The following is a 21,062-nucleotide window of genomic DNA, read 5'->3' as shown; positions in this document are numbered from 1 at the left end:
CGCCGAGCTCGTGGAGGCCGCGGGCACGCCGACCCAGGTCACGGGATCCGCCCAGCGCTGGTTCGCGCCGGGGTTCATGGAGCGGCGCGGCGAGGTGGCCACCGACCTGCTGCACGCGCTGCAGTCGGCGGACCGGCACAGCTACGGCCTGGTCTGCCGCGCGCTGGCCGCCTTCGACCTGCGCGACCGGCTGGGCGAGATCGCCGTGCCGGTCCTGACCGTCGCCGGGGAGTACGACGAGGCGACCCCGCCCGAGACCCTCGCCGCCGTCGCCGCCGGGGTGCGGGACGCGGAGTCGATCGTCTACCTCGACACGGCCCACCTGCTGCCCGCCGAGGCGCCCGACCGGGTCGCGGCGGACCTGCACGAGTTCTTCGGCGAGCGCCCGGTCCGCGCGCTGGTCCCGGCCGCGGCCGCCGCGACCGCGAGCCCCACCTGACGGGCGCGGTACTTGCCCCAGTGGGTCAGCGGCGCCTCGCCGCTCGCGTCGCCCACCAGGTACAGCCACTCCGGCAGCGGCGAGTCACCGCCGGGGTGCGTCCAGCCCCGCAGGTCCCGGGCATCCAGCCCGACGGCGTCCAGGCCCAGATCGTCCAGGGCCGGCCGGCGGCCGGTCGCCACGAGCACCTCGTCCACGGTGAGCGACGAGTCGCCATCGGACCCGGTCAGCTCCAGAGTCACCGGGCCGCCGTGGGGGACGCCCACGCCGGCGTCGGGATCCGCTCCCTCCCGCTCGGCGCCGCGGGCCTGCGCGCCGAACAGGATCGTGACGCCCTGCTCGCGCAGGGACTCCGCCACGGCCTCCCCGGCGAAGGGCTCCGCCGAGCCCAGCAGCGCGTCGCCGCGCACGATCATCGTCACCCGGGAGCCCAGCGCGCTCAGCCAGCGGGCCGACTCGCAGGCCACCACGCCGCCCCCGACCAGGGCGAGGCGCTCCGGGACCTCGCGCACCCCGGTCGCGTCCCGGGAGCCCCACGCGGCGATCCCGCGGTACGGCTCCGGGACGGCCGGGCTCGAGCCGGTCGCCACGATCACGGCCTCGCGGGCCTCGAGCCGCCGCACCGAGCCGTCCGGGCCCTCGACCTCGACGACGCGGGGCCCGGCCAGCCGCCCCCGCCCGCGCACCGGGGTGATCCCGGCCGAGCGCACCCAGTGCTCCTGGCCGGCGTCGTCGTACCGGGAGACCCACTCGTCGCGGCGGGCCATGAGCTCCCGGGGCGAGACCCGGACCGGGCGCTCGATCCCGCCCAGGTGCTCGGCCTCGGCCACGACGTCGAGCGGGTGCAGCAGCGCCTTGGAGGGCATGCAGGCCCAGTAGGAGCACTCCCCGCCGTAGAGCTCGGCCTCGACCAGGGCGGCGGTGCGGTCGGTGCCGCGGATGGCGTAGTCGGCGGCGTTCTCGCCGACCGGGCCGCCGCCGATCACGACGACGTCGTAGGCCTCCGCGGCCCGCGCCTCGCCGTCGTGCGATCCGTTCCGGCTCGCCCCGGTGCCTCGCGACCGCGCGTCCCGCGGGTCGCCGCTCTGCTGCTCGCTCATGGTTCCTCCTGGAGATGGGCGAGGAGCCCCGCCCCGACTGCTGCCGGGGCGGGGCTCCTCAGGGGATGGCGGTCATGGCCGGGTCAGGCCTCGACCTCGGCGTCGTCGAACGTCGAGGTGTCGATGACGCAGCGGAAGTGCACCTCGCCCGCGACCACCCGCTCGTAGGCCTCGTCCACCTCGTGCACGCCGACCTTCTCGATCTTGGCGCCCAGGCCGTGCTCGGCGCAGAAGTCGAGCATCTCCTGGGTCTCGGCGATCCCGCCGATGTTGGAGCCGGCGAGCACCTTGCCGCCCAGGATGAGCGAGCCGAAGTGCAGCGGCTGGGCGGCCGGCGGCAGCCCGACCACGGTCATCACGCCGTGGGGCTTCAGCAGCCCGAGGTAGGAGTCGACCGGGATGTCCGCGCTGATGGTGTTGAGGATCAGGTCGAACTCGCCGCGGTGCTCCTCGAAGAAGCCGTCCTCGGCGGTGGCCAGCACGCGGCTCGCGCCGAGCTCCTTGGCCACTTCCTCCTTCTTGAGCGAGCGGGAGAGCACGGTGACCTCGGCGCCCTTGGCGGCCGCGATCTGCACGCCCATGTGGCCGAGCCCGCCCAGGCCCAGCACGGCGACCTTCTGGCCCTCGGAGACCTTCCAGGTGGCCAGCGGCGCGTAGGTGGTGATGCCGGCGCAGAGCAGGGGAGCGGCGACGTCGAAGTCGAGGGCCTCGGGGATGCGCAGGACGAAGCCCTGGTTCACCACGACCTTCTCCGAGTAGCCGCCCTGGGTGATGCTGCCGTCCACGTCCTCGACGTTGTACGTGCCGATGTTGCCGCGTAGGCAGTTCTGCTCCTGCCCGGCCCGGCACTGCTCGCACTCGCCGCAGGAGTTGACCATGCAGCCGACGCCGACCCGGTCCCCGACCTTGAAGTCGGTGACGTCGGAGCCCACGGCCTCCACGATGCCGGCGATCTCGTGGCCCACGGTCAGCGGGAAGTGCGCCTCGCCCCACTCGTTGCGGATGGTGTGGATGTCGCTGTGGCAGATGCCCGCGGCCTTGATGTCGATGACGACGTCGTCCGCGCGCGGGTCGCGCCGCTCGATCTGCGCGACCCGGAACGGCTGGTCCGGGCCCGTCTTCTGGAGCGCCTTGACGGTGATGGGCATGGGTTCCTCCTGATGCCTGACGAAACTGGGGTCTCGTATATACCTACGCTTATATGTGAGCCGGTGCCAGCGGGGTTCGCCGTCGGAAAAGCCGGGAATAAAGCGGGGCGGAAGGTCAAGGGAGGGAACAGGCTTGCGCAGGATGGGCGCGGAGGCCCCGACGGGGCGTCTCGGCGGGGGCGGAGGGGCCGGTGGAACGACGAAGGCCCCGGACCGCGTGAGCGATCCGGGGCCTTCCGGTGGGTCGGGATGACAGGATTTGAACCTGCGACCTCGTCGTCCCGAACGACGCGCGCTACCAAGCTGCGCCACATCCCGATGTTGACCTGTCCGCTGATCGCGCCAAGCAACTTCTCAAGGATAACGGACCCGGCGGGCCGCGGCAAACTGAGCGCACCGCGGGCTCAGCCCTGCGACTCCTCCCACGTCCGGTGCAGCTGCGCGAACCGCCCGCCGGCCGCGATCAGCTCGGCCGGGCTGCCGTCCTCCACGACCCGGCCCTCGTCGATCACCAGCACCCGGTCGGCGTCGAGCACGGTGGAGAGGCGGTGGGCGATGACGAGGGCGGTGCGCCCCCTCAGCAGCTCCTCCAGGCCGCGCTGGACCCGGCGCTCCGAGGGGAGGTCGAGGGACGCGGTGGCCTCGTCCAGGATCAGCACGGACGGGTCCGCCAGGAAGGCCCGGGCGAAGGAGATCAGCTGACGCTGGCCCGAGGAGACCCGGCCGCCGCGCTTCTGCAGGTCCGTCTCGTAGCCCTCGGGCAGGCTCCGGATGAACTCGTCGGCCCCCAGCCGGCGCGCGGCCTCCTCGACCTCGGCGCGGCTCGCCTCCGGGCGGCCGAGCGCGATGTTCTCCGCGACCGTCCCCGAGAACAGGAACGCCTCCTGGGTGATCATGGTGACCTCGCGGCGCAGGTCCGCGTCGGTCAGCTCGCGCAGGTCCACGCCGTCGAGGCGGATGGCGCCGGTCCCGACGTCGTAGAAGCGCGCCAGCAGCTTCGCGATGGTCGACTTCCCGGCGCCGGTCCGGCCCACCAGCGCGACCTTCTGGCCCGGCGGGATGTCCAGGCTGAGGGGGTGCAGGGCCGGGCGGTCGACGTCGGCGCCGTAGCCGAACGCGACGTCGTCGAACTCGATCCGGCCGCGGGCGCCCGGGACGCCGCCGGGGGAGCGGGGGCGCTCGGGGTCGGCGACGTCGGGCTCCTCCTCCAGCAGGCCGGAGACCTTCTCCAGCGCGGCGGCGGCCGACTGCAGCGTGTTGTAGAAGTTGGACAGCTCCATGACCGGGCCGAAGATCCGCTGGGTGTACAGCACCAGCGAGAGGAGGGTCCCGACGGCGAGCGTCCCGCTCAGGACGTTGAACCCGCCGAAGAGCAGCACGGCGGCCACCGTGAGGTTGGACAGCAGCATGACCCCCGGCATGTAGATGCCGAAGATCCGCACGACCTTGAGGTTCTCGACCCGGTACTCGTCCGCGCTGCCCAGGTAGGAGCGGCGGGCCCGGGGCTGGTTCCTGAACGCCGAGACCGCGCGCATGCCGGTCACCGTCTCCATGAACCGCCCGACCAGCCGCGCGGAGGAGACCCGCTGGGCCCGGTACTGCACCTCCGAGGCGCTGCGGAACCAGAGCGTCATCGCGACCATGGGGACCATCGCCACCAGCAGGATCAGGCCCGTGCGCCAGTCCAGGGCGACCACCAGCACGCTCATCGCGACCATCGAGACCAGGGCCGAGGCGATCTGGGAGAGGCCGGAGTCGAGGAACTGCCGCATGGCCTCGAGGTCGGAGGTCAGGCGGGAGATGACGCGGCCCGAGGTGTAGGTCTCGTGGAACTGCAGGCTCAGGCGCTGGACGTGGGCGTAGGTGCGGCGGCGCAGGCGCAGCAGGACCGCCTGGGAGATCTTGGCGGTGATCGTCTCGTTGAGGTAGACGCACAGGGCCGAGACGGCCGAGGAGACCACGAAGAAGCCGGCGATCCACAGCAGCGGGGCGGGGTCGCCGGCGGCCATGGCCGGGAAGCCGCGGTCGATGCCCCAGCCGGTCAGGGCGGGGCCGAGCGCGCCGAGCACCTGGGCCAGGACCACGAGCAGCAGGGTGCCGAGCGAGGGCCAGATCACCGGGCGCAGCATCGAGCGCAGCAGGCGGAAGGTGCGCTTGCGGACGGCGCGCCGGGCGGCCGGGTCGAGGCGGATCGCGTCCTCGTTGCTGACGCCGCGGCCCGGCATCATGTGGCTAGTCATCGGTGCCTCCTCGGCGCGCGTTCTCGCGGCGCGACCTGCGCGGCGAGCGCGGTCCGGGGCGGGAGGGCTCGGAGGCGGGCGCCTCGCTGGCGGGGCCCGCGGCGTCGTGAGGTCCGGCGTCGCGCACCGGGGACCCGGCCCCGGCCTCACCTGACGGGGACTCGCCTCCGGCGTCGCGCACCGGGGTTTCGGCCCCGGGGGCCGCCGGCGGAGCACCCTCCGCGGATCCCGGGGACGCGGGGGAGATCTCCTCCGCCGCGGCCCCCGTGGCCATGAGGTGCCGGTACTCCGGCAGGCGCATGAGCTCGGCGTGGGTCCCCGCCGCCACGACCCGGCCCTCCTGCAGCAGCGCGACCCGGTCCGCCAGCGCCACCGTGGAGGCCCGGTGCGCGGTGATGATCGTGGTGGTGTCCCGCAGCGTGCGGCGCAGGTTCCCCACCACCGCCGCCTCGGTCTGGGTGTCGAGCGCGGAGAGCGGGTCGTCGAGCAGGAGCAGCCGGGGGTGGGGCGCGATCGCGCGGGCCAGGGCGATCCGCTGCCGCTGCCCGCCCGAGAGGCTCAGGCCCTCCTCGCCGATGCGGGTCTCGACGCCGTCGGGGAGCGCCAGCGCGAACTCCGCGGCCGCGGTCTCCAGCGCCTTGGCGAGGGCGCGCTCGCGGCGGATCGGCGCGTAGGGGTCCCGCGCGTCGTCGTGGGCGGGGTCGGGGAGGCCCATGAGCACGTTCTCGCGCACTGAGGCGGAGAAGAGGGTGGGCTCCTCGAAGGCCACGGAGATCTCGGCGCGCAGTTCGTCGAGGCTCATCGCGGCCGCGTCCCGCCCGTCGACCAGGACGGTGCCCGAGGTGGCCTCGCGCAGCCGGGGGACGAGCGAGAGCAGTATCGACTTGCCGGACCCGGTGCCGCCCACCAGGGCGAGGGTCCGACCCGGCTCGACCGTCAGGTCGACGTCCCGCAGGATGCTCGTGCCGGGGGCGGACCCGGCGCCCGCGGGCAGGTCCTCGCCGGTCTGCTCCCCGCGGTCGATCGCGGCGTAGGAGCCCTCGGCGGGCACGGCGAACCCGACGCCGCGCAGCTCCAGCCGCGCCGCGCCGGCGGTCTCGGTGCCACCGGTCCCGGCGCGCTCGCCCCGCGCCGCGTCGGTCAGCGGCACCTCCTCCGCGCCCTCGGCCTGCAGCACCTGGTAGTGCCGGTCCCGCGCGACGCGCGCGCCCAGGTACATCGTGAGGATGCCCGAGGCGTCGCGCACGCGCGTGGTCACGATGACGGCGGTCGCGAAGAAGGCCACAACGGCGCCCGTGCTGATCGTCCCCCGGGCGACCAGGTAGCCTGCCAGCCCGAGGCACACGGCCATGGCGATCTCCGGCAGCAGCCAGGTCCGCGCCGAGAGGGCCGCGAGCGTGCGTGCCCGGTCGACCTCGGACCGCCGCAGCCCCTCGGCCCGCTCGCCGAACCGCTCCAGCGAGTGCCGGCCGCGTCCCAGGGCCTTGAGCACCCGGATCCCGCGCACGCCCTCCTCGACGCCGGTTGCGAGGTCGCCGGCCTGCTGCTGCGTCCGGCGGGTGAGCGTCCGGGCGCGCGGCACGGTGCGCGCCACGACCCACACCACGGGCAGCACCGCGAGCAGGTAGATCAGGGACAGCAGCCAGGAGCTGGTGAACATCAGCACGACGCCGAGCGCGATCGTCGCCACGGTCGTGACCGTCTGCGCCAGGCCGAAGGAGATCCACCGGCGGGTCAGCGAGAGGTCGGACATCGAGCGCTGAAGCAGCTGGCCGGAGGGCCACTGGTCGTGGAACGAGCTGGGCAGGCGCAGCAGCTTGTCGAACAGCGCCATGCGCATCTGCAGCTCCATGTGCGTCGACGGCACGAGGATCAGGAAGCGGCGCAGCCACTGGAAGAAGACCTGCAGCAGCCCCAGGCCCGCGATGACGCCCGCGCTCAGCCAGACCGCGCCCGCCCCGGCGTCGGGCCCCAGGACGTCGTCGACGAGGTGGCGCAGCGCCTGCGGGATCGCGAGGGCCATGACGGCCCCGGCGAGGGCGCACGCCATCCCCCCGAGGAGCTTGGCGCGGATCGGCGCCATGTACTCCGACATCAGACGGTCGGCAGGGGTCGTCCTGCCCGGACGGGATGAACGCACCCGTCCAGGCTACTCCGTCAGCGGGAGGGGTGGGACCGCGAGGGCGCGGATTCGTCTGAGGGCCGAGCGGTCAGCGTCACCAGCACCGCCTCGGGCGGGCAGAACAGCCGCACGGGGGCAAAGCGGGAGGTCCCCAGGCCGGCCGAGATCTGGACCGGGACGCCCTCGTCGTGGGAGACGCCCTTGGCGCGGGAGGGCGGGAGATCGCAGTTGGAGACCAGCGCCCGCCCGCCGGGCAGGCAGATCTGGCCGCCGTGCGTGTGACCGGCGAAGACGACCTCGGCGCCGTCCTCGGCGAAGCGCCGCAGCGTGCGCAGGTACGGCGCGTGGGCGACGCCGACCCGGACCGACGGGGGCGCGCCCGCCCGGTCCGCCGACGTGCGGGCGTCCCGGCCCGCGGGCGTCCCGGACGGCTGGTCCGCGGCCGACCCCGCCGCCCGGTCCGCGGCCGGGGCGAAGCCGGGGTGGCGGTCGTAGCCGAGATGGGGATCGTCGACCCCGGAGAGGTCGAGCCGCACCCCCCGGACCGTGAGCTCCCCCGTCGTGTTGACCAGCCCCCGCCAGCCGCGGGAGTCGAAGGCCGCGTGCATCTCCCGGAAGGGCAGGACCGCCGCGGGATCCTCCCGACGCCGTTCCCCGCCCGTGTGCAGCCACAGGTACCGCGCGGGGTTCTTCGGCTTCGGCGCGAAGTAGCAGTTCGACCCGGGCACGTAGGCGCCCGGGAGGTCCAGCAGCGGGTCCAGGGCCTCGAGGAGCCAGGGGAGGGACTCGAGGTGGCTGAAGTTGTCCCCGGTGTTGATCACCGCGTCCGGCTCCAGCGCCGCGAGCCCGCGCACGAAGTCGACCTTGCGCCGCTGGCCCGGGATCATGTGGAGGTCCGACAGGTGCAGGACGCGCACGTCGGGGGAGCCCGGGGGCAGCACGGGCAGGGTCTCCCGCCGGACGTGGAAGCGGTTGAGCTCCACGAGGTGCCCGTAGGCCAGCGCGGCGGCCGACGCCGCGGCCCCCGCCCCGAGGACGGCCAGCCCGCCGCCGATCAGCGCGCGGGCGCTCGGCCGCCCCCCGGAGGGGGCGGCCGGTCGAGGATCACCGGCCATGGGCGGCTAGGCCTTGTCCGACTCGATGTCGTCCCCGCGGACCTTCTCCGAGGGGTCGGTGAACTTGTCGGTGTTGTGGTCGCCCTTGACGGTGTTCATGTAGCGCTGCCACTGCGTGCCGGCGAAGGACGAGCCGTCGACGTAGTCGCGGGACTGCCCGCCGATGTTCAGGTTGTTCAGCGAACGGCCCTGCTCGTCGGCGTTGCCGACCCACGACGCGGTGGAGATGCCGCGGGTGTAGCCCACCATCCAGGTCTGCGTCGAGTTGTCGGTGGTGCCGGTCTTGGCCGCCGAGGCGTCGTCGAGGTCGATGTCGCGCTCATAGCCGGAGCCGCGCTTCAGGACCTCCTTGAGGACGAAGTTGACGCCGCGGGCGACGTCCTCGTCCAGGGCCCGGTTGCACTGGCTCGCGGGCATCTCGATCGCCTGGCCACGCCGGTCGGTCACGCTCTCGATCGCGCGCGGCTGGCAGTACATGCCGTCCGAGGCGAAGGTCGCGAAGGCGTTGGCCATGGAGATCGGGGTGACCTGCGAGGTGCCGATCAGGGAGGCGAGCGACTGCTCGGTCGCGATCCGCTGGCGCTGGCCGACGTTGTCCTGGGACGGCTCGGTCACGCCGAGGGCCTCGGCGGTGTCGCCGATGCCGCACAGGTCCACGTACTCGGCCGTGGCGTACAGCGCCGAGTTGATCGAGTTGTAGATGCCCTCGTTGACGGTCATCTGCCGCTGGTAGCCCGGGGTCGCGTTCTGGAAGGACCAGGCGCCGTTGGCACCCGGGTTGACGACCTTGCCGCCGTCCACGCAGGAGGCGTTCCATTCGGTGCCCGCGGGGTAGCTCAGCCGCCGCGCGTCCACCCGGGCGTTGACGCCGTTGCCCTCCTTGATCCACTCGGCGAGGGTGAAGGGCTTGAAGGTCGAGCCGGGAGCGAAGCCCGCGGTGCCGCCGAGCGCGCTCTCCACGTTGTAGTTGTACAGCGTGTTGCTGGTGCCCTCCTCGCCCGCGTAGTTGGAGTTCTGGGCCATCGAGAGGATGTTGCCGGTGCCCGGCTCGACCGAGACGAGCGAGGTGTTCACCCGATCGGTGTTGGACTCGAGGGGCTGGGTCCGCTCGACCTGCTCCTGCGCGGCCCGCTGGGCCTTCATGTCCAGGGTCGTCTGGATCGTCAGGCCGCCGCGGGTGAGCTGGACCTGACGGTCCTCCGGGGTGTCGCCGAAGGAGTCGTCCTGCAGCACCAGGTTCTGGATGTAGTCGCAGAAGTAGGGGGCCTCCTCGGCCGCGGAGCAGCCGGAGCGGATGTCGTGGACGTCCAGGTCCAGGCCGGAGGCGACGGCGGCGTCGTACTCAGCCTGGGTGATGCGGTCGTTCTGCAGCATCGTGTAGAGCACGGTGTTGCGGCGCTCGGTGGCCGCCTCGGGGTTGGCGACCGGGTCGTAGTAGGCGGGGGACTGGACCATGCCGGCGAGCAGGGCCGACTGCTGGATGTTCAGCTGCGAGGCGTCCACGCCCCAGTAGTGCTGGGCGGCGGCCTGCACGCCGTAGTTGCTGCCGCCGTAGTTCACGATGTTCAGGTAGCCGTTGAGGATCTCGTCCTTCGACTTGTTCTGCTCCATCGAGATGGCGAGCTTCATCTCCTTGACCTTGTCCATCAGGCCCTTGTTGGCGCCCATGGTCTCGTACGGGTCGCCGCCGCTCTGGGTCGCGGAGTCGATCAGCAGGTTGTTGACGTACTGCTGCGTGATCGTCGAGGCGCCCTGACGGCTGTTGGGGTTGACGATGTTGTTGAGGATGGCGCGGCCGATGCCCATGGCGTCGACGCCGCCGTGCTCGTAGAAGTCGTCGTCCTCGATGGACAGCTGCGCGTCGATCATGTTCTGGGAGATCTGGTCCAGCGGGACCTCGTCCCGGTTCTCCGAGTAGAACGTGGCGATCTGCTCGCCGTCGCTGGCCAGGACCACCGACGGCTGGGAGAGGGGGCCCTCCGAGAGGTCGTCGGGCAGGCCCTTGAACCAGTTGATCGAGGCGTTGGCGGTCAGCCCCACGGCCGCGGTCGGCGGGATCAGCAGACCCGCGGTCACGAACCCCGCCACGATGCTCAGGGCGATGAACTGGGTGAGGTCGCTCAGAGTGCGCCGTCCGCGCTTCCGAGGGGGTGTGGTCGATGAAGCCATGCGCACCAGGATACAAGCCAATCCTGAGAGCGCCCTGCCGACGGGCCCGTACACCGGCCCGTATGACGCGGGCGCCCGGTCCCCGTCTCAGGGAGGCCGGCGGGGAATAGCGCGCGCCCGGGCCCGCGGATAGGCTGGGGCACATGGAGAAATGGGAATACGCAACCGTGCCGCTGATGATCCACGCGACCAAGCAGATCCTCGACAACTGGGGTCACGACGGCTGGGAGCTGGTGACCGTCCTGCCCGGCTCGGCCCCGGCGGGGGAGGCGCCCTCGGGCAACATGGTCGCGCCGACGCAGGCCAACCCGATCGCCTACTTCAAGCGCCGGAAGGATGCCTGAGGTGGCCGCGTCGCAGGTCGAGGCGCGCCTCGCGGAGGCCGGGCTGACGGTCCCCGACGTCGCGACCCCCGTGGCCGCGTACGTCCCCGCGGTCACCTCGGGGAACTACGTGTACACCTCGGGCCAGATCCCCGTTCGGGACGGGAAGGTCGAGGTCACCGGCAAGGTGTCGGCGACCGGCGAGCCCGGGGCCGTGAGCCTCGAGGAGGCGCAGCGCCAGGCGTGCACCTGCGCGCTGAACACCCTCGCGGCGGTCAAGTCCGCCATCGGCGACCTGGACCGGGTCCGACGAGTGGTCAAGGTCACCGGGTTCGTCAGCTCGGACCCGGGCTTCACCGACCAGGCGCTCGTGCTCAACGGCGCCTCGGAGCTGTACCGGCAGGCGTTCGGGGAGGCGGGGGTGCACTCCCGCTCGGCGGTCGGCGTCGCCGTCCTGCCGCTGGACGTGCCCGTGGAAGTGGAACTGATCGTTGAATACGCATGACCTCGCCGTAGGGCCCCCCGCGGGCCCCGCGAGCGGCGACGCGGGGCGCCCGGCCTGCTCGGGAGCCCCGCGCCGGTTCGCGCTGCCGCCCCACGAGGCGGCGGCCGCGCGGGCCTGGCTCGAGGAGGGGGAGCTGGTCCCCAGCTGCCCCCTCCGCACCGCGGCCTCGGTCGTCTTCACCCGGGAGGGCGAGGACGGCCTCGAGACGTTCCTGACCTACCGGCCGACCCCGTCCTCGCCGCTGGGGAAGGTCGGGTTCCCAGGCGGCGTCGTCGAGCCCCGGGACGGCGACCCGATCGGATGGTACGGGCCCACGCCCGAGCAGTGGGCGCGGAAGTTCGGCGGGGAGGACCTGAACCGTGCCCGCGGCGCGGTGGTCGCCGCGATCCGCGAGAGCTTCGAGGAGATCGGCATCCTGCTGGCCGGACCCGACCAGCTGGCCACCGTGGAGCACAGCGAGGCCAGCGAGACCATGGCCAGCCGCGAGGCGGTGGCCGGCCAGGAGCTCAGCTTCGCCGACCACCTGCGCCGGGGCGGGCTCAAGCTGCGCACGGACCTGCTGAAGCCGCTGGGCCGCTGGCAGTCCCCCGACTTCAGCCACCGGCGCTTCGACACCCACTACTTCGCGGCGGCCGTGCCCGTGGGGCAGCGGCCGCGGCTGCTCGACTCCAAGGGGATCTGGGGGCGCTGGGTCGGGGTGCGCGCGCTGCTGCGCGAGGCCGACTCGACGGCGCTCGGCGAGGAGATCGGCACGCCGGAGACGCGCGGGGAGCGGGCCGTGGACCTCATGACCCCCGGGGTCATGTGCATCCTCGAGTCCCTGAGCCGCTGCGAGACCACCGTGGCGTTCCTGACCCGCAAGCGCCCCGTGGGTGTGAAGAAGGCGGAGCTGGTGCGCGCCGAGGGCGGGCTGTTCCTCGAGTTCACGCCGCCCCGCGACTCCTGCGGGGCGCGAGAGAAGGGCGCCTGAACGCGCGGAAGGGGCCGGGGAGTCATCCCCGGCCCCTTCCGCGTACTGATCGCGGCGGACGGATCAGCGGCTGCGCTGGCGCAGGCGCTGCAGGTCCATGATCACGACGGCGCGGGCCTCCAGGCGGATCCACCCGCGCTGGACGAACTCGGCCAGGGCCTTGTTCACGGTCTCGCGGGAGGCGCCGACGAGCTGGGCCAGCTCCTCCTGGGTGAGCTCGTGGGCGACCAGGATGCCGTCGGTCGCCGGGCGCCCGAAGCGGTCCGCGAGGTCCAGCAGGGCCTTGGCCACGCGGCCCGGCACATCGGAGAAGACCAGGTCCGCGAGGTTCTCGTTGGACCGGCGCAGGCGCCGGGCCAGGGCCTGGAGCACCTGGGCGGAGATCGAGGGGCTGCGCTCCATGGCCTTCTTCAGGCTGGAGTGCTTGACCCCGGCGAGGCGGGCCTCGGAGACGGCGGTGGCCGACGTCGAGCGGGGGCCCGGGTCGAACAGGGCCATCTCGCCGAAGATCTCGCCCGGGCCCATGATGGCCACGAGGTTCTCGCGCCCGTCGGAGGCGGTGCGACCGAGCTTGATCTTGCCCGAGACGACGAAGTAGAGCTGGTCCCCGGGGTCGCCCTCGTAGAACAGCGACGCGCCACGGGACAGGTCGACCTCGGTGAGCTCCTCGGTCAGGGCCGCGAAGGCCTCGTCGTCCAGGGAAGCGAAGAGGGGTGCTCGGCGCAGAACCTCAATATCCATAATTCTCCTCATGCAGGCGTGGGTTGAGTTGTCGAATCGACGGGATTCGCGCACAGCGATTGGTTCGTTCGCCCTCGAATCGGGTCCGGCAACCTTCATTTCGATACCACTGTATAAGTTAAAGGTTGGATATGCCACATGCGCGCCGGAATCGGCCGCATCCGCGCCGTTCGTCGCTCAGCGCGGCACAAGCTGGCTGTCAGGAAACCCGCCTAGACTGGGGCACTCACCGACGACGACCGCCCGCTCCCGGGGCGCACAGCCGCCCCTGAGCCGGGCCACGCGCCCCCACCGGGCGCCCACCAGATAGGCCGCGATGCTCCAGAACCTCACCGTGCTCGACTGGATCCTGCTCGTCGTCCTCGCGCTCTACCTCATCGGGGGGTACGTGCGGGGCTTCTTCATGACCCTGGGGTCGGTGCTGGGCTTCGCGGCGGGCGCCGTCGCGGCCTTCTACCTCGCGCCCCTGCTGGTCGAGGCGGCCAGCGGCTGGTGGCGCATCCTCGTGGCCGTGCTCAGCATCGTGGTCCTGATCGCCGTAGGGCAGGTGCTCGGGGCGATGATCGCCCGGCCGTTCCGCAGAATCTCGGACCGGACGGGGCTCGGCCTGATCGAGCGGATCGCCGGCGCATTGTTGAACGTGCTTACCTGCGCATTGGTGATCATTATCCTGAGTTTCTCGGCGGGACAACTCGGAGTTGCATCGATCACCATGGCAATTAATAATTCCCAAGTGATTTCCACGCTCGAATCCTGGACGCCCGCGAGGGTGCAGCAGGCCATCGCGCAGGCCCGGGCCGCGGTGCTCGCGCAGTCGGGCATCCCCGAGGTGGCCGACCGGTTGTTCCCCGAGCAGCAGGCCCCCTCCGAGTCCGTCCAGAACGACGCGCTCACCGCCGCCTCGGACTCCGTCCTGCGCATCAACGGCACGGCCGAGGCCTGCCGCCAGAACCAGTCCGGCTCGGGCTTCGCGGCGGCGGACGGCCTCGTCGTGACCAACGCCCACGTCGTCGCCGGGGTGGACGAGCCGCTCGTCGAGACCCCCGGCGGGCGGGCCTACCGGGGCGAGGTCGTGTACTTCGACCCGGACACCGACCTGGCCGTGATCTCCGCCCCGGACCTGCCCGTCGCGCCGCTGGAGACCGGGGGCTACGCCGCGGACGGCGAGCTCACGACCTTCATGGGGTACCCGCTCGGCGGCCCCTTCAAGTCCTCCTCCGCCACGGTGCAGGGGCTGGGGTACACCTCGACCGTCTCGCGGGAGGGCCAGGCCAGCATCCCCCGCGAGGTGTACCAGCTCGCGGCCGACGTGCAGCAGGGCAACTCCGGTGGCCCGCTGCTGGACCAGGACGGGCGGGTGATCGGCGTGATCTTCGCCAAGGCCTCGGGCGGGCAGACGGGCTACGCGCTGTCCCTCACCGAGCTGGACCCGGTCCTGCAGCAGCTCGGCTCGCTCACCGTGCCGGTCAACACCGGGGCCTGCACGAGGGGCTGACCGGCCGGCGGCGCCCGCGGGATCCGGCCGGGCCCACCGGATCCGGACGGAGGGCGGAGCGCCCGGTCCGGAGGGCGGGCGCCCCGTCCGGACGCCGCGGTTCAGCGCGACGGTTCAGCGCCTCGCGAGGTAGTCCAGCGCCATGAGGTACCCCTGCGGCCCGGCCCCGGCGATCACGACCTCCGCCTGCGGCGAGACGAACGAGCGGTGCCGGAACTCCTCGCGGCGGTGCACGTTGGAGAGGTGGACCTCGACGACGGGCAGCTCCGCGGCCTCGAGCGCGTCGTGCAGGGCCACCGAGGTGTGCGTGTAGGCGGCCGGGTTGATGACGATCCCCGCCGCCTCCTCGCGGGCCCGCTGGATCTCGTCGACCAGGGCGCCCTCGTGGTTCGACTGCATGAACTCGATGCCCAGGCCCAGGCGCTCGGCGTGCTCGCGGACCGAGCGCTCGACGTCGGCCAGGGTGGTGCGCCCGTACACCTCGGGCCTGCGGGTGCCGAGCAGGTTCAGGTTGGGGCCGTTGAGGACGAAGATCGGTTTGCTCATCCCCCCATTGTGCCGCGCGGCACCCCGCATCGGTGCCGCGCGGCGCGTCCTCAGCGCTGCAGCGACCGGGTGATCTGCTCCATGACCGTCTGGTCGGCCAGGGTCGAGACGTCGCCCACCGGGCGCTCCTCGGCCACGTCCTTGAGCAGGCGCCGCATGATCTTCCCCGAGCGGGTCTTGGGCAGCTCGGGCACGATCAGCACCTTCTTGGGCTTGGCGATCGGCGAGATCTCCTCGCCCACGTGGGCCCGGATCTCCTGGCTCAGCTCCTCCGCGTCCCGGCCCTCCTCGGCGGCCGCGTCGGAGAGGATCACGAAGGCGAAGACGGCCTGGCCCGTGGTCTCGTCCGCGGCGCCGACCACGGCGGCCTCCGCGACGGCCGGGTGGGAGACCAGCGCGGACTCGATCTCCGGCGTCGAGAGCCGGTGCCCGGAGACGTTCATGACGTCGTCCACGCGGCCGAGCACCCAGATGTCGCCGTCGGCGTCGCGCTTGGCGCCGTCGCCGGCGAAGTAGACGCCGCCGTCGAACCGGGACCAGTAGGTGTCCACGAACCGCTGGTCGTCGCCCCAGATGGTGCGCAGCATCGAGGGCCAGGGCTTCGTCAGGACCAGCAGGCCCTGCTGGTCCGCGTCGAGCTCCCCGCCCATCTCGTCCACGACGCCGGCCGAGATGCCGGGCAGCGGCCGCTGCGCCGACCCCGGCTTGGCCTCGGTCACGCCGGGCAGCGGGGAGATCATGATCGCGCCGGTCTCGGTCTGCCACCAGGTATCCACGATCGGGCAGCGGCCGTGGCCGATGACCCGGTGGTACCAGGTCCACGCCTCGGGGTTGATGGCCTCGCCCACGGTGCCGAGCAGGCGCAGCGAGCCCAGGTCGTACCCGTTCGGGATCTCCTCGCCCCACTTCATCATCGTGCGGATCGCGGTGGGGGAGGTGTAGAGGATGCTGACGCCGTAGCGGTCCACGATCTCCCAGAACCGGCCGCGGTGCGGGGAGTCCGGGGTGCCCTCGTAGATCACCTGGGTCGCGCCGTTGAGCAGCGGGCCGTAGACGATGTAGGTGTGCCCGGTGACCCAGCCGACGTCGGCGGTGCACCAGTAGACGTCCGTCTCCGGCTTGAGGTCGAAGACGTTGCGGTGCGTGAAGGCCGCCTGGGTGAGGTACCCGCCCGTGGTGTGCAGGATGCCCTTGGGCTTGCCGGTGGTGCCGGAGGTGTAGAGGATGAACAGCGGGTCCTCGGCGCCGTGGGGGACGGGCTCGTGCTGGCTCGAGGCCTGCCCGACCGTCTCGTGCCACCAGAGGTCCCGGCCGTTGGTCCAGTCCACGTCCTCGCCGTTGCGCCGGACCACCAGGACGTGCTCGACGCTCGACTCCCCGTCGCCCAGCGCGCGGTCCACGGCGGGCTTGAGGGTGGTCGGCTGGCCGCGCCGGTAGGAGCCGTCGGCCGTCACCACGAGCTTGGCCCGGCCGTCGTCGATCCGGGAGCGCAGGGCCTCGGCGGAGAAGCCTCCGAAGACCACGGAGTGGATCGCCCCGATGCGGGCGCACGCCAGCATGGTGACGACGGCCTCGGGGATCATGGGCAGGTACACCGCGACCCGGTCGCCCTTCTGCACGCCGAGGTGCTCGAAGGTGTTGGCGGCGCGGCACACCGCGGCCTGCAGGTCGGCGTAGGTGTACTCGGCGCGGTCGCCGGGCTCGCCCTCGAAGTGCAGCGCTACCCGGTCGCCGTGGCCGGCCTCGACGTGGCGGTCCACGGCGTTGTAGGCCGCGTTGAGGGTGCCGTCCTGGAACCACTTCGCGAAGGGCGGGTTGGACCAGTCGAGGGTCTCGGTGAACTCGGTGTCCCAGTCCAGCAGCGCGCGGGACTGCTCGGCCCAGAACTCGGGGCCCTTCTCGGCCGCCTCGTCGTAGAGCGCGGCCGTGGCGTTGGCCTGGGCGGCGAACTCCTCGCTGGGCGGGAACGTCCGGTGGGTGTCGCTCATGATTCCCTTTCCTCTCGATGCCGGGGCCCGCCGGCGGGCCGGGGGCCCGGGGTCGGGTGTGCCCCATGTCTCACCCGCACCACTCTAACCGAGGGGCGTGACGCGGCTCACCGGGGCGCACCGTGTTTCACGGCCCGTGAAAACGGGCCCGCGCGGGGGCGCCCGGCCGGTGCCCGGCGCCGTCCCACGGGTACGCTGGGTGACCATGAGCGCATCGCAGCCGGAGAGCACCACGGGCGTGAGCCTGGAGATCCGCCACGTCCCCGAGGGGAAGGCGCGCGCGGGGGCCGCGCGGCGTCGTCGGACCGGGGCCGCCGAGACGCGGCTCGGGCTGATCCGCCGGGCCCGCCGGATCGACCGCATCCTGGGGGAGACCTACCCGTACGCCGTCGCCGAGCTCGACTTCCAGAGCCCCTACCAGCTGCTGGTCGCGACCGTGCTCTCGGCGCAGACCACCGACGTGAAGGTCAACTCGGTGACCCCCACGCTCTTCGCCGCCTACGCCGACGCCGAGGCGCTCGCGGCCGCGCGGCACGAGGCCGTCGAGGAGATCGTCCGCCCGCTCGGCTTCTACCGGGCCAAGACCCGCTCGATCATCGCGCTCGCCAACCAGCTGGTCGACGAGCACGACGGCGAGGTGCCCGGCGACCTGGACGCGCTGACGGGCCTGGCCGGCGTCGGGCGCAAGACCGCCTTCGTGGTGCTGGGCAACGCGTTCGGCCGGCCCGGGATCACCGTGGACACGCACTTCGGCCGGCTCGCGCGCCGCTTCGGGTTCACCGAGCAGACGGATCCCGTGAAGGTCGAGGCCGACGTCGCGGCCCTCTTCGAGCCCCGGGACTGGACCGACCTGTCCCACCACCTGATCTACCACGGGCGGCGTATCTGCCACGCGCGCGTCCCGGCCTGCGGGGTGTGCCCCGTGGCGGACCTGTGCCCCTCCTACGGCGCGGGGGAGACGGACGAGGCCGCGGCGGCCCGGCTGCAGCGGAACGAGTTCGCCCCCGGGCGCGAGGACCTGCACCGGCGCTTCCTCGAGGGCGCGACGCGGCGGCAGCTCCGGGCGGAGGGGTACGGCCTTGGCGCCTGATCCGCGCCCCGGCGCGGCCCCCGGCGCCGTCTTCCGGGCCCGGGACGCGCTCGCCCGGCTCGCGCGGCGCGGGGACGGCGTCGTCATGGAGGACCGGGAGCCGTGGCGCATCGGCGGGATGGACCCGGCGACGGTGCGCGAGGCGGCGGTGCTGATCCTCTTCGGCGCGCTCGACGACGACGCCGCCCGCACCCGCTCCCCGGCCCTCGCGGGCACGGCCGAGCGGATCGGCGCGGAGCTGGACGTGCTGATCGTGGTGCGCGCCGGCTCGCTGCGCCACCACGCGGGCCAGCCCGCCTTCCCGGGCGGCAAGCTGGACCCGGGGGACGACGCCGCCCCCGACCCCCACGTGGAGGCGGCCCTCCGCGAGGCGGTCGAGGAGACCGGGCTGGACCGGGACGGCGTCGAGGTCCTCGGGACGCTGGCGCCGGTGCCGCTGCCGGTCAGCAACTTCAGGGTCACCCCGGTCATCGGCTGGTGGGCCAGCCCGAGCCCGGTCGAGGCCGTCGACCACGCGGAGTCCTCGCTGGTCTTCCGGGTGCCGGTGCTGGACCTGGTGGACCCTGAGCGGCGGCACTACGCGACGGTCTCGCGCGGCGGGCGCACCTACCGGTCCCCGGCCTTCACGGTGGCCTCCGAGCGCGGCGACGTCACGATCTGGGGGTTCACCGGGGTGCTGCTGGACCGCATCCTGACCGAGACCGGCTGGGCGGTCCCGTGGGACACCTCCCGGCGGATCCCGGCGCCGCTCTAGAGGCCGGTCTGGGCGCCGACCTCGACGCCGACCTCGACGCCGGTCCGGCCCTCGCCCCGACGTCGTCCTCGACGCCGCCCCGCTCCGGGCCCTCGGCGCCGCCGGTCACTTCGCCTCGGCGTAGGAGCCGACCGCGGCCACCGTGAGCGGGAAGTCGACGGGCGCGTCGCCGAACAGCAGCCGCCCGGCGGCCTCCGCGGCGTCGGCGACGATCCCGTGCACCGCCTCCGCCTCCTCCTCGGGGCCGTAGAGCACCACCTCGTCGTGGACGAAGAAGACCATGCGCGTCCGCATCCCGGCGCCGTCCGCGCCGCCCGAGCGCAGGCGGCGCCGGATCTCGCCCATCCAGCACAGGGCCCACTCGGCGGCGGTGCCCTGCACCACGAAGTTGCGGGTGAACCGGCCGTGGGACCGGGAGAGCGTGCGCGACCTCGACTCGGCCTGCGCCGTCCCGACGTCGCGGACGGAGGCGAACCACGCCTCGTCGGGGACGGGAGAGGTGCGACCGAGCCAGGTGGAGACCTGCCCGCCGCGCTCGCCCGCCGCGGCCGCCCTCTCGACGAGCTCGATCGCGGTGGGGAACAGGCGGCGCAGGTGCGGCATCATGGCCGCGGCGTCCCCCGACGTCGCACCGTACATGGCCCCCAGCAGCGCGATCTTGGCGGCCTGCCGGTCCTTCAGGGCCGAGCCGGTCCGCTGGCCGATCTCGGCGATCCCGAGGTACAGGTCGTGCCCGCGCCCCGCGACGGCGAGCGCCCGGTCCCCGGACATGGCCGCGAGGATGCGCGGCTCGACCTGGGAGGCGTCCGCGACGGTGAGGACGTGGCCGGGCTCGGCGCGCACGGCGTCGCGCACCGTCTTGGGGATCTGCATGGCCCCGCCGCCGTGCGCGGCCCACCGGCCGGTCACGACGCCGCCCACCACGTACGCGGCGTGGAACCTGTCCTCCCGGATCCACTCGTCCAGCCAGTGCCACCCGTTGGCGGTCCACAGCCGGTAGAGCTGCTTGTACTCCAGGACCGGGCGGATCAGCTCGCGGCGCTCCTCGGTCTGGGCGCCGCCCTGCGCGGCCCAGGCCATGAGGTCCCACTTGCGGGTCGTGCCCACGCGCACGCCCGCCGAGTTCAGGGCGCGCAGCAGGTCCTGCGGGGAGTCGGGGTTGAGCCGCTCGGAGCCCAGGACGCGGCCGACGTGCTCCGCGAGGCTCTGCATCCGGGCCGGCCGGCGGCCCTCCTCGGGGCGGGGGCCGAGCATCTGCTCCAGGAGCTGCTCGTGGATGCCGCGGTTCCAGGGCAGGCCTTCGTGGTGCATCTCCGCGGCGATCAGGCCACCCTGGGACTCGGCGGCGAGGAGGAGGTTCAGGCGGTGGGAGCGGGGGCTGCCGGCGACGGCGCGCAGCTGCGCCTCGAGCTCGCGGACCAGGGCCGCGACGTCGGGTCCGGCGGGCGCGGGGGCCGCGGCGGGGGCGGCGAAGAGCGAGGCCTGACCGGGGTCGGCCCGGGGCGGGGCACGCGACCTGGGGGCTCCTCCGCGGCGGGCTCGATCCCGGCGGCCGGCTCGTACTCCACGCCGGAGCCCGGCAGGCTCGCGGCCCCGCGCAGGATCCGCTGGCAGAGGCCCAGGTCCCAGCCGCGGGCGAGCTCGATGCCGGCGTCCAGCAGCTCGGGGTAGACCTCCCGGGTGTCGGCCCAGACCCAGCGGATCCGGTCGGGGCGCTCGGCGTCCTCCAGGACGGAGCGGACGACGTCGGCCAGGTGCGGGCGGGGGAAGTCCCGGGCGGAGACCTCGCGGCCGGCGTCGAGCGACACGGCGCGCCAGAGCGGCTGCGTCGCGTCCTCGTCGGGGCGTCGCGGCTCCGGGGAAGGGCCGAGGACGATGTGCATCCTCCCATTGTCCCAGACGATGTACCAGCTTGTCTCCTGCGAGGACGACGCCGGCGGCGGCCGGTCGGGCGGGAGGCGCCGGGCGGGTCCCGGCGGTGCGGGGCGGGTCCGCGGCGGTGCCGGGCGCGTGCCGGGCGAGGGGCCGGAGCCGGCGTCGTCGCCCGGGCCCGCGACGCCACCGAAACGTTACCCGTACAGCAGACTGGTGGGTAACGGTTGCGGCGATGAAGATCGCAGTGTCAGCGCCCTCACCCTGAAGGACCTCATGCGACTCGTAACCTCCGTGATCATCTGCTTCGTCGTCCTCGTCGTCTGGCTCGTCGGCATGACCTCGATCCTGCGGGACAGCTCGCGCCGACGACGCCGGCTTGACCGGCTCCGGCGCGAGCGGACCCACCGGGGCCCGCCGGACCGCGGGGCGGCCTGAATCCGCT

At 73.3% G+C, this 21,062-nt stretch carries 17 protein-coding genes, 1 tRNA gene and 1 pseudogene; 8 read left to right on the top strand and 11 right to left on the bottom strand.

All coding sequences use genetic code 11. The features are described 5' to 3' along the window. Positions 1 to 439: alpha/beta fold hydrolase (locus tag NBM05_RS15960; protein ID WP_254165162.1), on the top strand; the 439-nt coding region annotated here is incomplete at its 5' end. Between the two features lie 35 nt (positions 440 to 474). On the opposite strand, the pseudogene NBM05_RS03590 reads toward NBM05_RS15960, so the two are convergent. From NBM05_RS03590 to NBM05_RS03560, 7 genes and pseudogenes are all read right to left on the bottom strand, one after another. Next, positions 475 to 1,539: pseudogene (locus NBM05_RS03590) on the bottom strand (FAD-dependent oxidoreductase); the annotation flags it as partial. A gap of 83 nt (positions 1,540 to 1,622) precedes the next feature. Beyond that, the gene (locus tag NBM05_RS03585) at positions 1,623 to 2,687 is read right to left on the bottom strand and encodes an NAD(P)-dependent alcohol dehydrogenase (RefSeq protein ID WP_254165161.1); all 1,065 of its coding nucleotides are present in this window, start codon (positions 2,685 to 2,687) and stop codon (positions 1,623 to 1,625) included. 244 nt (positions 2,688 to 2,931) lie between these two features. Then, a tRNA-Pro gene (locus tag NBM05_RS03580) sits at positions 2,932 to 3,005 on the bottom strand. Between the two features lie 86 nt (positions 3,006 to 3,091). Then, positions 3,092 to 4,927, bottom strand: coding sequence for an ABC transporter ATP-binding protein (locus tag NBM05_RS03575; RefSeq protein ID WP_254165159.1), 1,836 nt, complete (start codon positions 4,925 to 4,927; stop codon positions 3,092 to 3,094). Then, on the bottom strand, positions 4,920 to 7,022 hold the full coding sequence (locus NBM05_RS03570; RefSeq protein WP_254165157.1) for an ABC transporter ATP-binding protein: 2,103 nt from the start codon (positions 7,020 to 7,022) through the stop codon (positions 4,920 to 4,922). Before NBM05_RS03570 ends, NBM05_RS03575 begins: the two co-directional genes overlap by 8 nt. 62 nt (positions 7,023 to 7,084) lie before the next feature. Further along, the gene (locus NBM05_RS03565; RefSeq protein WP_254165155.1) at positions 7,085 to 8,164 is read right to left on the bottom strand and encodes a metallophosphoesterase; all 1,080 of its coding nucleotides are present in this window, start codon (positions 8,162 to 8,164) and stop codon (positions 7,085 to 7,087) included. A gap of 6 nt (positions 8,165 to 8,170) precedes the next feature. Further along, positions 8,171 to 10,333 carry a transglycosylase domain-containing protein gene (locus NBM05_RS03560; RefSeq protein ID WP_254165153.1) on the bottom strand — a complete coding sequence of 721 codons (2,163 nt, stop codon included), beginning with the start codon at positions 10,331 to 10,333 and terminating at the stop codon, positions 8,171 to 8,173. Between the two features lie 143 nt (positions 10,334 to 10,476). Between NBM05_RS03560 and NBM05_RS03555 the strand changes: the two genes are divergently transcribed. The 3 genes from NBM05_RS03555 to NBM05_RS03545 are packed head-to-tail and all read left to right on the top strand — an operon-like array spanning position 10,477 to position 12,131. Beyond that, positions 10,477 to 10,677 (top strand): DUF4177 domain-containing protein, encoded by a 201-nt coding sequence (locus NBM05_RS03555; RefSeq protein WP_254165151.1) that lies wholly within the window; start codon positions 10,477 to 10,479, stop codon positions 10,675 to 10,677. Next, positions 10,670 to 11,161, top strand: a complete 492-nt coding sequence (locus tag NBM05_RS03550; protein ID WP_373689272.1) for a RidA family protein — start codon at positions 10,670 to 10,672, stop codon at positions 11,159 to 11,161. The genes NBM05_RS03555 and NBM05_RS03550 overlap by 8 nt, the downstream gene beginning before the upstream one ends. Further along, positions 11,148 to 12,131: an NUDIX hydrolase gene (locus NBM05_RS03545; protein WP_254165149.1), complete on the top strand. Its 984-nt coding sequence runs from the start codon at positions 11,148 to 11,150 to the stop codon at positions 12,129 to 12,131. The genes NBM05_RS03550 and NBM05_RS03545 overlap by 14 nt, the downstream gene beginning before the upstream one ends. A gap of 63 nt (positions 12,132 to 12,194) precedes the next feature. Here the strand turns inward: NBM05_RS03545 and NBM05_RS03540 are convergent, their stop codons facing one another. Beyond that, positions 12,195 to 12,872 (bottom strand): Crp/Fnr family transcriptional regulator, encoded by a 678-nt coding sequence (locus NBM05_RS03540; RefSeq protein WP_254165148.1) that lies wholly within the window; start codon positions 12,870 to 12,872, stop codon positions 12,195 to 12,197. A 316-nt stretch (positions 12,873 to 13,188) separates the two neighbouring features. On the opposite strand from NBM05_RS03540, the gene NBM05_RS03535 reads away from it, so the two are divergent. Then, on the top strand, positions 13,189 to 14,367 hold the full coding sequence (locus NBM05_RS03535; protein WP_254165147.1) for a MarP family serine protease: 1,179 nt from the start codon (positions 13,189 to 13,191) through the stop codon (positions 14,365 to 14,367). 114 nt (positions 14,368 to 14,481) lie between these two features. Here NBM05_RS03535 and aroQ read toward each other — a convergent pair whose 3' ends face one another. Both aroQ and acs read right to left on the bottom strand, forming a co-directional pair. Continuing rightward, positions 14,482 to 14,913 carry a type II 3-dehydroquinate dehydratase gene (aroQ, locus tag NBM05_RS03530; RefSeq protein WP_254165146.1) on the bottom strand — a complete coding sequence of 144 codons (432 nt, stop codon included), beginning with the start codon at positions 14,911 to 14,913 and terminating at the stop codon, positions 14,482 to 14,484. A 50-nt stretch (positions 14,914 to 14,963) separates the two neighbouring features. Next, the gene (gene acs, locus NBM05_RS03525; RefSeq protein ID WP_254165145.1) at positions 14,964 to 16,901 is read right to left on the bottom strand and encodes an acetate--CoA ligase; all 1,938 of its coding nucleotides are present in this window, start codon (positions 16,899 to 16,901) and stop codon (positions 14,964 to 14,966) included. A gap of 205 nt (positions 16,902 to 17,106) precedes the next feature. Here acs and nth point away from each other — a divergent pair, with 205 nt between their 5' ends. Together nth and NBM05_RS03515 are read left to right on the top strand one after the other, a co-directional pair. Then, positions 17,107 to 17,991: an endonuclease III gene (nth, locus tag NBM05_RS03520; RefSeq protein ID WP_254165143.1), complete on the top strand. Its 885-nt coding sequence runs from the start codon at positions 17,107 to 17,109 to the stop codon at positions 17,989 to 17,991. Then, on the top strand, positions 17,981 to 18,745 hold the full coding sequence (locus tag NBM05_RS03515; protein ID WP_309248105.1) for an NUDIX hydrolase: 765 nt from the start codon (positions 17,981 to 17,983) through the stop codon (positions 18,743 to 18,745). Before nth ends, NBM05_RS03515 begins: the two co-directional genes overlap by 11 nt. Before the next feature lie 105 nt (positions 18,746 to 18,850). Here NBM05_RS03515 and NBM05_RS03510 read toward each other — a convergent pair whose 3' ends face one another. Beyond that, positions 18,851 to 20,359 (bottom strand): bifunctional 3'-5' exonuclease/DNA polymerase, encoded by a 1,509-nt coding sequence (locus NBM05_RS03510; protein WP_254165168.1) that lies wholly within the window; start codon positions 20,357 to 20,359, stop codon positions 18,851 to 18,853. Between the two features lie 534 nt (positions 20,360 to 20,893). Here NBM05_RS03510 and NBM05_RS03505 point away from each other — a divergent pair. After that, positions 20,894 to 21,055, top strand: a complete 162-nt coding sequence (locus NBM05_RS03505; protein WP_254165172.1) for a hypothetical protein — start codon at positions 20,894 to 20,896, stop codon at positions 21,053 to 21,055. Positions 21,056 to 21,062: the final 7 nt, after the last annotated feature.

Origin of the sequence: Rothia santali, from assembly GCF_024199905.1 — a bacterium.
GTDB lineage: Bacteria > Actinomycetota > Actinomycetes > Actinomycetales > Micrococcaceae > Rothia > Rothia santali.
The sequence above is the reverse complement of the archived record's forward strand: the minus strand, read 5'-3'. Positions and strand labels throughout refer to the sequence as shown.

Bases quoted from the DNA above. Each gene is read 5' to 3' on its own strand.
- aroQ (WP_254165146.1), bottom strand. From the start codon at position 14,913: ATGAGCAAACCGATCTTCGTCCTCAACGGCCCCAACCTGAACCTGCTC.
- acs (WP_254165145.1), bottom strand. From the start codon at position 16,901: ATGAGCGACACCCACCGGACGTTCCCGCCCAGCGAGGAGTTCGCCGCC.
- NBM05_RS03550 (WP_373689272.1), top strand. From the start codon at position 10,670: ATGCCTGAGGTGGCCGCGTCGCAGGTCGAGGCGCGCCTCGCGGAGGCC.
- NBM05_RS03540 (WP_254165148.1), bottom strand. From the start codon at position 12,872: ATGGATATTGAGGTTCTGCGCCGAGCACCCCTCTTCGCTTCCCTGGAC.
- NBM05_RS03570 (WP_254165157.1), bottom strand. From the start codon at position 7,022: ATGTCGGAGTACATGGCGCCGATCCGCGCCAAGCTCCTCGGGGGGATG.
- NBM05_RS03535 (WP_254165147.1), top strand. From the start codon at position 13,189: ATGCTCCAGAACCTCACCGTGCTCGACTGGATCCTGCTCGTCGTCCTC.
- NBM05_RS03555 (WP_254165151.1), top strand. From the start codon at position 10,477: ATGGAGAAATGGGAATACGCAACCGTGCCGCTGATGATCCACGCGACC.
- NBM05_RS03560 (WP_254165153.1), bottom strand. From the start codon at position 10,333: ATGGCTTCATCGACCACACCCCCTCGGAAGCGCGGACGGCGCACTCTG.
- NBM05_RS03575 (WP_254165159.1), bottom strand. From the start codon at position 4,927: ATGACTAGCCACATGATGCCGGGCCGCGGCGTCAGCAACGAGGACGCG.
- NBM05_RS03505 (WP_254165172.1), top strand. From the start codon at position 20,894: ATGCGACTCGTAACCTCCGTGATCATCTGCTTCGTCGTCCTCGTCGTC.
- NBM05_RS03585 (WP_254165161.1), bottom strand. From the start codon at position 2,687: ATGCCCATCACCGTCAAGGCGCTCCAGAAGACGGGCCCGGACCAGCCG.
- NBM05_RS03565 (WP_254165155.1), bottom strand. From the start codon at position 8,164: ATGGCCGGTGATCCTCGACCGGCCGCCCCCTCCGGGGGGCGGCCGAGC.
- nth (WP_254165143.1), top strand. From the start codon at position 17,107: ATGAGCGCATCGCAGCCGGAGAGCACCACGGGCGTGAGCCTGGAGATC.